This is a genomic window from Microcystis sp. LSC13-02 (assembly GCA_002282935.1).
Classification (GTDB): Bacteria; Cyanobacteriota; Cyanobacteriia; order Cyanobacteriales; family Microcystaceae; genus Microcystis.
Genome location: MTBT01000178.1, coordinates 1 through 11,529 on the forward strand (window position 1 = coordinate 1; position 11,529 = coordinate 11,529).

Annotated in this window: 7 protein-coding genes and 1 pseudogene; 5 read left to right on the forward strand and 3 right to left on the reverse strand. The window is 38.3% G+C overall.

Going from position 1 to position 11,529, the window contains the following annotated elements:
• From BGL89_RS10665 to BGL89_RS10680, 4 genes and pseudogenes are all read left to right on the forward strand, one after another.
• Window positions 1-836: pseudogene (locus BGL89_RS10665) on the forward strand (ISKra4 family transposase); the annotation flags it as partial.
• Window positions 837-1,097: 261 nt separating this feature from the next.
• A complete protein-coding gene (locus BGL89_RS10670; protein WP_286825690.1) occupies window positions 1,098-3,290 on the forward strand; it encodes a DUF6311 domain-containing protein in 2,193 nt (730 codons plus the stop codon).
• A 52-nt stretch (window positions 3,291-3,342) separates the two neighbouring features.
• Entirely contained in the window at window positions 3,343-4,032 is a 690-nt protein-coding gene (locus BGL89_RS10675; protein WP_286825691.1) for a hypothetical protein, read from the forward strand.
• Window positions 4,033-4,077: 45 nt separating this feature from the next.
• A complete protein-coding gene (locus BGL89_RS10680; RefSeq protein ID WP_286825692.1) occupies window positions 4,078-5,271 on the forward strand; it encodes an FkbM family methyltransferase in 1,194 nt (397 codons plus the stop codon).
• 10 nt (window positions 5,272-5,281) lie between these two features.
• Here BGL89_RS10680 and BGL89_RS10685 read toward each other — a convergent pair whose 3' ends face one another.
• Together BGL89_RS10685 and BGL89_RS10690 are read right to left on the reverse strand one after the other, a co-directional pair.
• Complete coding sequence (locus tag BGL89_RS10685; RefSeq protein ID WP_286825693.1) at window positions 5,282-6,886, reverse strand: glycosyltransferase family 4 protein; 1,605 nt, start codon at window positions 6,884-6,886, stop codon at window positions 5,282-5,284.
• Between the two features lie 467 nt (window positions 6,887-7,353).
• Window positions 7,354-8,472 carry a peptidylprolyl isomerase gene (locus BGL89_RS10690; RefSeq protein WP_286825694.1) on the reverse strand — a complete coding sequence of 373 codons (1,119 nt, stop codon included), beginning with the start codon at window positions 8,470-8,472 and terminating at the stop codon, window positions 7,354-7,356.
• 304 nt (window positions 8,473-8,776) lie between these two features.
• Between BGL89_RS10690 and BGL89_RS10695 the strand changes: the two genes are divergently transcribed.
• Window positions 8,777-9,937, forward strand: coding sequence for a 2,3-diketo-5-methylthiopentyl-1-phosphate enolase (locus tag BGL89_RS10695; RefSeq protein ID WP_286825695.1), 1,161 nt, complete (start codon window positions 8,777-8,779; stop codon window positions 9,935-9,937).
• A 55-nt stretch (window positions 9,938-9,992) separates the two neighbouring features.
• On the opposite strand, the gene serS is transcribed toward BGL89_RS10695, so the two are convergent.
• Complete coding sequence (gene serS, locus BGL89_RS10700) at window positions 9,993-11,276, reverse strand: serine--tRNA ligase (RefSeq protein ID WP_286825696.1); 1,284 nt, start codon at window positions 11,274-11,276, stop codon at window positions 9,993-9,995.
• Window positions 11,277-11,529: the final 253 nt, after the last annotated feature.

An 11,529-nucleotide genomic window follows, 5' to 3' on the forward strand; every position in this document is an offset into this window, starting at 1 on the left:
AAAACAAGCGAAGAAGTTAGAAGTAAAGCCTCGGACTCAGATGAGTCCAATGTTAGAGAAGAACTGTTTGCTATTAAGTGGCGATGAATCCTACGAGAAATCGGCGCAGAAAATCAAATCATTGACAGGAATTGCTGTTTCTCACAGTACCCAACAACGCCTCGTACATCGCTATGCTTTTGAAGAATTACCGTCTAACCCAGAAGTTGAAGTCGAAGAAATGAGCATAGATGGCGGTAAGGTACGACTAAGAACTGCCAAGGGAAAAGCCTTGATTTGGCGTGATTATAAAGCAGTGAGTTTTCATCAACTGGGGGTAGCGGCCTTTTTTCAAGATAACTCGGCTTTATTAGATTTGGTTAATTCTCAAGTTTTGGCTGAACCTTTAATTTGTTTAGGAGATGGACATGATGGTATCTGGAATTTATTTGGTCAGATAGGAGAGAAACAGGAAAGAATTGAAATATTGGATTGGTATCATTTAATCGAAAACCTCTATAAAGTTGGCGGGTCATTCCAGCGGATTGATGAGGTAAAATGTTTTCTATGGAAGGGGGAAGTGGATGCTGCTATCTCCTGTTTTGAGGGATGGTCAGAGCCGCAAGTGGAGAATTTTATTATTTATTTGAACAAGCATAAACATCGAATTGTCAATTATGGTTATTTGCAGGCAGAGGGCATTTCGATTGGCTCTGGCTCTGTTGAATCAAAAATTAAACAAATTGCTCATCGTCTTAAAATTACTGGTGCAAGTTGGGAATCTGGTAATGTACCGCAAGTCCTTCGTCATCGTCCTTCGTCATCGCTCTGCCTATCTAAATGGTTGCCTTTTTTAACTTTTTTATTGAGTTCATTAAGCATTTCTACTTATTACAAAGGTGAGATGCTCCCGAAAGAAGGAAAGAATTTTGTGGACATCAAGAGTTGAGTCGGAAATTGGGAGCAGATTTTTATGAGTGCTACTCCTTATAAAAGGATTAGTATGTATTGCCATAGACCGGACGAGTTGGGGAGCAATTGGCCTAGGTCTAGAAAACATTGATTCCACAAGAGTTAATCTCCACTTATTTTAAAAACTTTAATGGGCAACTATAAGGATGTTAAAAAACATACTAAACTTCAATAAAGAAAAATATTTTGACATTATTATCCTATTATTTGCAGGATTTTGGGCGGGTATATATGCAATTTATTTGCTGAAAGATCATATTGATCCAACCCAAATGGAATGGTTGTTTAATTCGGAAGATAAAGCCCAATCAATTATAGGTTGGTTATACTTTAAAAATGATAATTGGCATTGGCCGATAACCTTCACTGACAGCTTAGCCTATCCCACGGGAAGCTCGATTGCTTATACGGATTCTCTTCCTATATTTGCTGTATTATTTAAGATTTTTTCTCCTTTCTTTGCTGATAATTTCCAGTATTTTGGACTGGTGATCCTATTGAATATTGTCCTACAATTTTTCTGGGGAGCTAAACTAGGAGCTTTGTTTTCCCGGGGCAGTTTATTTTGTGCTATGGGAGCGGGTTTATTATTTATGCTTGCTCCTCCACTTGTATGGAGATTGCACAGTCATCTCGCTTTAACCAGTCATTGGTTAATATTGGCTTCGCTATGGACTTATTTTCAGCTTGTAAATATTGGCAATAACAAGAAGATGATTAAAATAATAATATTTCAAGCTATACTTTTATTGTTTAGTGCTGGAATTCATCCCTATTTATCAGTTATGGTTCTGTTGATTGTAATCAGTAGCCATATACAAACATTTTGTTTGCAGAGAATTCCCCTAACTAAAGCAGTAATTTTATTTCTTTTGTTTTTAACATTACTAATTTTTGGATGGTATTTTTTTGGCTATTTTATGACAGACGGATCAGAAGGCGGCTCCTATGGCTTTTATTCTCTGAATTTGAATGCTCTTTTTAATCCGATAGATGAATATTCCCGTTTTGTCAAACCAATGCCAGTAAATGATGGGCAATATGAAGGATTTAACTATTTAGGCATCGGAATTATTTTGTTAATATTTGCGAATATGGGTGTTTTGATTGTCAAAAGAAATCAATTAGATTTTATATTAGTTAAACAAGCTTTTCGTCAAAACTGGGTACTTTTCACTCTGGCAATTCTATTGACTTTATTAGCGTTAAGCAATAAAGTTTATTGGAATAAGAGCTTGATTCTTCACTATCCGCTGCCTGACCTATTGATTAACGTGATCAGTAGATTTCGAGCTAGTGCACGATTTTTTTGGGTAGTACACTACTTGATCATTCTAGCCGTTCTGATTATTAGCTTTAAAATTTGGAATCACCGGCAAATTAAAGTTTTATTAACCCTAGTCATTTTAATTCAATTTTTTGATAGTGTACCCTTGCAAAATTCTGTGATTCAAAGTGGCCCTTTGCATTCCCAATCAAATATTTTAAAATCTCCAGAATGGCTTCACCTATCTAAGGATTATAAAAAGTTAATTATCTTGCCAAGCTATCAATGTAATGCTATTGAATCTTATCCAGCCTTAGAAAAAATTGCCGCCTTACAGAATTTAAAAACGAATAGCTCTCGCTTGGCACGATATAATCCCAGGGACATAAAATTACACTGTCAGCAGTTATTGAATAGTCTTCAGTCAGGGAAAATGGAGAAAGATGCCGCCTACGCTTTAGATTTAAAGAAAACTTTTAATTACTATACGAAAATTAACGCCGATCATAATAGTAGCCACTACTGTAACTATCTTGATGGCTATGTTCTGTGTCGATTGCGCAAAGATACGCTAGAAAAACCAACGTTAAAATTACCTATATCAACTTACAAAATTAAGGAGATAATCTATTTTACTAGAGAGCGAAATAATGCCTTAAATTATCAATTTGGAGATTGGTCAAGTTCAGAACCTCCAGGGACTTGGACAAATGGTGCTGAGGCACATCTGTTGCTGAAACTCTCAGAACCAATTACAGATGACCTGATTCTTAATATTGAGGCATCTCCTTTTGTCAATGAAAAACATACTCAACAAAAAATTGACCTTTTGGTTAATCACCATTTGGTATCCGAGTGGACTTTTAAACAGGGAGAAATTGTTTCTAATAATTATCAAGTTCCCATTTCTAAGCAATTAATTGACAATTCACCCTTTTTGCAAATTACTTTTCGTATCTTGAATCCCCTATCTCCCCAAGAGTTGGGATTAAGCGATGATCCCCGTTTACTTGGTCTTTTCGTTACAAGGATTCAACTGTATCAGAAATCATCACAGTCGGTTAATTTATAGTAGTAAACGTTATCGGCAATAAAAGGACTGGATTTATAACCATTTACAACCAATGTTTCCCTCCTTCATCCGCAATTTAAGCAGCAGCTTCGTGACGATGAATGACTTTGCAAATATCCCAGAGTTAATTTATGTACCTCCTAATTATTATGGTTGCTTACCCTATAGAAATTTGGCAAAAGGTCATCCTCCCGATCCTTTGCAAAGAGAATATTTAAGTTCGCAAGAAATTTTACTAACAGGCAAATTTGCCGATATAATAGAGGGAACTTATCAAATAGTTGCCCAGTTGAATAAGCGGGTAGGTTTTGCTGGTTATTTAGCTAATTTCCTTCATCCTCAATTATTCCGACAAGGGTTTTACTTACCCGAAGAAAATTTTACTTGGTTAAAAGGTGATTATGCTTTTTTTACTATCCAGCTTGACTGTACTGTTCCCCTACTTATAGAATGGCAAATAGTGACAGTTTTTCTCTCGTCAGAAAACCCTACACTTAAGGTGGAGGTATGGGTAAATGAAAAATTAGTGGATATTTGGAACTTTGAATATAATCGTTTACAAAATAATCTTCGTAAGTTTATTTACTGCTCTAAAAATCTACTTAATGAAAACTCATCTCTAATAACTATTGAATTAAAAATAGAGGGTTCCACATCACCTAAAAATTTAGGACTAAGCGATGATGATAGAAACTTAAGCTTGGCTATTTCTCAGATAAATTTTCTTTCTAGTGATTATTAACTTAATCACCAAAAATCCTTCACTCATAAAAATTGATGACTAATTATGTTTATTCAACCAGAAACTTTTATCGAATTTTGTTATGAAACTTTTTTACAGAGAGCTGCGGATATAGAAGGTAAAAGATATTATCTGGAACAGATCAAATTAGGACGGTCTTTTCAGGAGGTTATCCAGTCTTTTTTACAGTCTTCTGAATTTCAGCATCATCAACAAAATAGCCAAAATAATCAAAATAATAATGAGCAGCAACGGAAATTTATTACTAATTTATACAAGTATCTACTAAAAAGAAATCCCGATAACTCAGAATTAGAATATTGGCTGAATACCTCCCATACTTTACCAGAAATGTTACATATTTTCGGACAATCAGCAGAGTATAAACAGGTCAATAATTTTAGTCTGAAAAAGCCACCAGAATCCCTGTATGGAATTATGATCAAAAGTGATGAAATTGACGGTTATTTACTCTATCCCACTTTTGATAAAGTCCAACTTCAAGGAGCTTTACAGGGAAAAGCATTTCAGCTAAATGATTTTTTAGTCTGTATGACATTTCTGGAAAATCATAGTCTATTCCACCCCGATAAGTCTTGTTTTCTTGATTTGGGTGCTAATATTGGCTCCACATCCATTTATGCTTTAAAAGGTAATTACTTCCAATCCGCTGTCTCTATCGAAGTTTCGGGTTTAAATTATCAATTTCTGACTTTTAATACTCAGATTAACCAGTTAACTGAGCGATTACAAGCATTGAACTACGGATTAGCTAATTTTACTGGTACAGGAGAATTAGTTTGTAACCCTGATAATTGTGGCGACTTCCGTATTCAACCAGTCAATGTCACAGATAATTTATTTAATGAAGACAACTATAGTCGGGAATTAGCCGAGTTTATTACTCTAGATGAATTAAAGAATCGAGGAATCTTAAATCCTCGAAAAATTGGTTTTGTTTGGATAGATTGTCAAGGTAGTGAAGGACTAATATTTCAAGGAGGACAAGAATTTTTTCGAGAAATATCTGTTCCTTTATATGTAGAATTTTGGCCCTACGAAATTAACCGACTAGCTGGAAAGAAAAGTTATTTAAGCTTTATCGAAACTTTTGCCTCTAGAGTATGGAGATTGCACGAGGGAACATTTATTGAAATAAGTTTAGATTTTCTCGATACATTTTATCAAGAGAATTTAAACACTGGGGAATATATTGATATTTTAGTTATTCCCAATTAAGCTTGCTAGACTAATAGTTCTTTTTTATAAAGTAAGCAAGTTTAGATTTTTTGATTACAATCTTAAGCAGTCTTTTAATAGCTGATTTCGCTGTAGATAAACTCTTAATTTTATCTTGCATACTTTCAATATTTTCTGATAATTGTTTATTCTGATTCTTGAATTTTTCCAGAGAATATTCCATTTCTTGAAGGGAGATAGATGTAATTAAGTGTTCCAGAGATTGATTTTGTCTTTCCTCTTGTAATTTTCTCAATTCTAACCAAACCTGACCAGAAGGATTTTCTTGAACTTCGGTAATAGTTTTTAGGATAATTTGATAAATTTTTTCGGAATTTTGCTGCCAAGAAAATTGTTGATATCTCTCTAATCCTTTGTCTATTAGTTGCTGACGAATTTCAGGAATTTGTATTTTTTTTATAGCTTGTATCATCTCATCAATACTGGTGCCGTCAATGTATAAAACTGCATCACCTCCTACTTCTGGAATTGCCGAGTTAAAGCAAGTAATCACGGGACAACCACAGGCCATTGCTTCAATAATTGGCAGTCCAAATCCTTCATAAAGGGAAGGATAAACTAAGGTAATTGCACCCGAATAAGCGGTTTTTAAATCCTGATCATCTAATTTTAAGACATAGGTGGTAATATTTGGAGCTAATTTCGATAATTCTAGCTCTAACTCTAAATCACCACCGACACAAACCACAGCTAAATTATTATTTTCAGGTAAATTATTCCAAGCTTCAAAGAAGAATTTGACATTTTTATAACCCTTGAGACTAATGCGGGAACCAACGATGAGAAAATATGGTTTTAAAATCTGATATTTTTGCTTAAAACTATCAATTTCTTTAGCTATACTTCGAGAAAATTCTTGGCTGACTCCATTATAAACAACATCAATTTTATCTTGGGTAATGTGGGCATAAAACTTAACTAAATCCTTGGCAGTATTAGCTGATATGGTAATATAACGAGACGCATACAAAATACTGTAGTGTTTTTCTTGCCATTCTGGTTGAGTTAAATCCGCTTGCAGGACTTCAGGTATCATATCATGAACCATCAGAACTGCGGGAGTGAATAAAGGCGTTGTATAATAGGTGGAAATAAATAAACTTGCTTGCAGCCGATCGCAGATTGCTTGAATTTTTCTAGTATCCTCTCCACTATGATTATAATCGTAGGCTTCTAATAACCAATATTTTAAGTTTTTTAGCCTCGGTGCGGTTTGATTTCTATCTAAAATAATAATATGTTGACCAAATTCTGAGTTACTCCATTCTTGTAGAATTGAATACCAAACTCTCGCTATTCCTCCTTGGTTAATTTGAAAAATAACGCCATCAATCACAATAATAGGTTTGCTCTGCTCGGACAAAGATTGAATTAATTGTAAGTTTTTTCGCTGATCTTCAGTTAAGGGTAAACCTAGATCATGATTAACTTCTAAATCACTAATTTCCCCACGCTGTACTTGATAGGTTTTACACAATTGATTATTCTTTTGCTGTTCTAATTTATCAGTTCTTTGATCAATAATATAGAGATATTTTTCTTGAAACTCTTGAACAATATCTTGCTCGTTTTCTGAAGAAGGACTATCGATCATAATAATTTCTAATTCTCCCTTTTGATAGATAGTTTGTGTTAATCAATCCTCTAGATATACCCGAATAAGCTCGGCTGAATTTTTGCAAAAACAGGGGCAGGAACTTTGATTTTATTAACGAATACGCTAGGTTTTATAATAGAATTCATCGGGCTATTTTTAGGCAGTTAAAAACCTTTTTCTGCAAATTGAGACTTTCTGGCAGCTCCATGGGGTGGGATTGAACCAATTTTTGATCGTGACTGCTAACTCTGACATAACCGATAGTGGACGATTTATCTTCCTCTAAGTTGAAAAGGTCATCAACACAGTAACATCTACTAGCTGCCTTGCTTTCACTAGCGGGGAATATTGACCCCGATAATTGCTACTTTCTGGGGTATGGGGGGAAGTCCCCAGAATCTGAGCTGCTTCCCCTATCTTGACTAATCTTTTTGTCTTGACAAGACCCAGTTAAAAACGCCAACCTAGCTAGGTTGAACGAGATTATTTAAGCCATAAACCACTTTAGCGGTGATAATCTTATCCTTATCGGTAAGTTCTTCTAACACCTCTTTTCCCTGGACTAAATAGCCAAAAACCGAATAACGACCATCCATGAGATTAAACCCCGGAGGAGTTAATTCATTATCGAATTTAAAGAAAAAGAATTGCGAGGAACCTCCGTTAGGATTAGTATCGGGACGCGCTAGGGCCAATGCACCAAAAGCGTTAAAAGGCAAGGCGAGACTGGGTAAGTAAATCCCTAATTCTTCGAGAGTATTGCCATAAACTGGTTCTTCTTCCCCTTTAATCAAAATTTCTAAGGGAATAGAGCGATATTGCTTAGTTTTCGGGTCAAGAAAACCTTCTTCTCCACCGACGGGATCCCCGGTTTGGACAACGAAATTATCTTCGCTGCGAATGAAGGGTAAACCGTCATAAAAACCCCGTTGGACTAAATCCACAAAGTTACCCCCATTAACTGGAGCGCTGTAACCATCGACAACGATAGTTAAATCTCCTTTGGTTGTCTGCATCTCTACGGTGGCACGTCCTCGCAATTGCGGCAAGTTAGCGTATTCTGGGGGAACGTTAAAGGGAAAACCCACCACCATTAATTCTTCTAAAGCGGTGATATTATTGAGCAATTCCCGTCTGGTTGACCAAACTGCCTCTTTATCCTTCGCTTCTACGGCCGTATCGAGGGCTGCCACTCCCGTTTTTATTTTTTCGATTAATTCCTCCCCTTGACTTTTACTTGCTTCGGGAACACTATCTAAGATAGCGTTGCTTTTGGTCGAAAGGGCATAATTGGCATCCTTGACATCTTTTTTAATCGGACTCCAACGCTTGGCCCGCAGATGTTTGGCAATATCTTCGATCGATTGTTGCACTTGACGAATTGGTTTATTATCTATGGGTAAGGCATTGCGTAGAATAGCAGTGGGATCCGTTACCGCATCACCCTGAGCAAGCACAGCTAAAGCAGGGGTAGTTCCCTTAACCGTGAACAGACTTAAGATTAAAAATAGTGCTAGGGCAATACTAGCACCGCTTTTTAAGAAAAATTTGCCCCATTCCCGTAATCTTGTCGTTATTTTCATATTTTGGTCGGTTCCTCAATGGCCATACCTATCCAAAATACTTGTAGGCTTTTAGCGCAACCCTTGTCAATAGGTGAGAAAACCGATCGAAGTCATCAGTTATCAGTTATCAGTTATCAGTTATCAGTTATCAGTTATCAGTTATCAGTTATCAGTTATCAGTTATCAGTTATCAGTTATCAGTTTTTCAGTTCACCCATTACTGTTTACTGTTTACTGATCACTGAAAAAAGCTCCCCACCTCCCCAATTCATAATTTATAATTTATAATTCCCACTCCCTTTTATCACCTTTTGACTTCGTTATGACTATCATTGTCGATTATCGCTTTCCTCCCGCTATTGATGCCGAAAAACAGGCAAAAACGATCGCTATCGGTCAAACCGCCGGCACTTGGAGCGATCGCCACAGTCATCGTCAAGAGCAGCTGCAACAACACCTAGCGGAAGTGGTGGGGATCAGGGAGGAAGCCGACGGTTATAAGGTGGCTAGGGTGCGTTTTCCCCAGATAAACGTTGAAAATGACATCGCCAGTCTTTTAACCATGATTTTCGGCAAATATTCCATGGCTGGAGCCGGAAAAGTGGTGGGGGTGTATCTCCCCGAAACCTACGGCACGAAAGCCAAGCTGGGAATCACAGGAATTAGGCAACGTTTGGGGGTTTATGATCGACCTCTAGTGATGGCAATTTTTAAACCCGCTTTAGGACTATCGGCCCAAGATCACGCCGATATCCTGCGAGAAGTGGCTTTTGCTGGCTTAGACGTGATTAAAGATGATGAAATCATGGCGGATCTTCCCGTGGCTCCCACCCACGAGCGCCTAGATTGTTGTCGCCGGGTTTTGGAGGAAGTGCGGCAGCAAACCGGTAGAAATGTTCTTTATGCGGTCAATGTCACGGGAAAAGCGGACGAATTGCAGAGAAAAGCCCGTTTATTAGTGAAACATGGGGCTAATGCCCTATTATTAAACGTTCTTACCTACGGTTTTTCCGTTTTAGAAGCTTTAGCCAGTGATCCAGCGATCGATGTTCCTATTTTCGCCCATCCTGCCTTTGCCGGAGCGATGTGTGCCGGTACTGATACGGGATTAGCCTATTCTGTGGTTTTGGGAACGATGATGGCCCACGCAGGAGCCGATGCGGTGCTGTATCCCGCCGCCTACGGTAGTTTACCCTTCGATCCGCAGGAGGAAGGCAAAATTCGCGATATTTTGCGCGATAGAAACGTTTTTCCGGTTCCCTCGGCCGGCATTCGTCCCGGTATTGTTCCCCAAGTGCTTCGGGATTACGGACGTAATGTTATCCTCAATGCGGGAACCGGAATTATGGACCACCCATCGGGACCGGCCAGTGGTGTGAGGGCTTTTTTTGAAGCTTTAGCCAGAATAGAAGCGGGTGATTCTTTTAATCCCGCCAATTTGCCGGAAGGAGCCTTAAAACAGGCAATTCTACAGTGGGGTTAAGAGCAACTTTTTTAAATGCACTATAGAGCTATTTTGTCAAGCATTTTTAGAAAAATTAACAAATAATCTCCCGTTTTAGATAGGGTTGCAGCACTTCTGGCACTTTTACCGTCCCGTCTGCCTGTTGATAATTTTCTAGGACAGCAGCCATAGTACGACCGATCGCTAATCCCGAACCGTTGAGGGTGTGGACAAAATTAGTGCCTTTTTGCCCTTTTTCTTTAAAGCGAATATTTGCCCGTCGTGCTTGGAAGTCTCTAAAATTAGAACAACTGGAAATTTCCCGATAGGTATTAGCCGAAGGTAGCCACACTTCTAAGTCATAACATTTGGCCGCCGCAAAACCCAAGTCACCGCTACACAATTCAATCACGCGATAGGGCAACTGTAAAGCTTGCAGGATTGCCTCCGCATTAGCTACTAAACTTTCATGTTCCTGAGCAGAAGCGTCAGGATGGACGATTTTGACCATTTCCACCTTATTAAATTGATGCAAACGGATCAAGCCCCTCGTATCTTTGCCATAGCTGCCCGCTTCTCGACGAAAACAGGGAGTATAGGCACAGTGTTTTATCGGTAATTGCTCCGATGAGAGGATTTCATCGCGATAGAGGTTAGTTACGGGTACTTCTGCCGTTGGTGCTAACCAAAGCTCATCATCTCGACATTTAAAGCTTTCTTCCGCGAATTTTGGCAGTTGTCCCGTCCCGCGCAAGGAGTCACTATTAATTAAAATTGGTGGTAAAACTTCTGTATAACCGGCGACAATGTGGCGATCGAGCATAAAATTAATTAAAGCTCTTTCTAGGGCTGCCCCGACAGCGATAAGATTAACAAAACGACTCTGGGCGATCTTTACGGCCCGTTCAAAGTCTAAAATGCCCAATTTTTCCCCAATTTCCCAGTGAGGCAAAATATTCGGGTTAGTGGGTTTATATTCCTCTCCCCAGCGTTTGACTTCGATATTTTCCCGTTCATCCTTACCGATGGGAGTGGTTTCACTGGGTAAATTGGGTAAATCTAAGATTTTTTGGTCAATGGCCGCTTTAATGGCTTTTTCCTGCGGTTCTAATTGAGCTAGTTTACTTTTAATCTCGTTTCCTTCTGTTTTCAGCACCAAAATTTCGGGACTGTTGGCATCGCTGCCACTTTTAACTTTTTGTCCCACCAGTTTACCGATTTCGTTACTCCGGGCCTGTAAACTGCTGCGTTCTAACTCTAAAGCCTTCTGTTGTTGATTTAGCTGGAGAATAGGGGCAATATCATAACTCCCTCCCCGACTATCTAAGCGTTTCTGTACTTCCTCTGGATTTTCTCTAATTTGCTTTAGGTCTAACATGGTACGAGTCAGTAAAAAGTAAAAATTAAGTGGGGGAGTCGGGGAATTGGCAGCATGAGGGGAAATGTTGTCAACTGCTAACCAATGGTCAATAATAACTCAAAACTTAACTAAAATATCGGTTAAAAGCCGCCGGTAAAATTAGCGGCAGCGGAAACTGGGGTATTGTAAAGTTTCAATACAAATATGGTCATATATAGTTATTCATGGTAATATGTACAGACAAAACTATCGGACTAGGCAAAAAAACAGG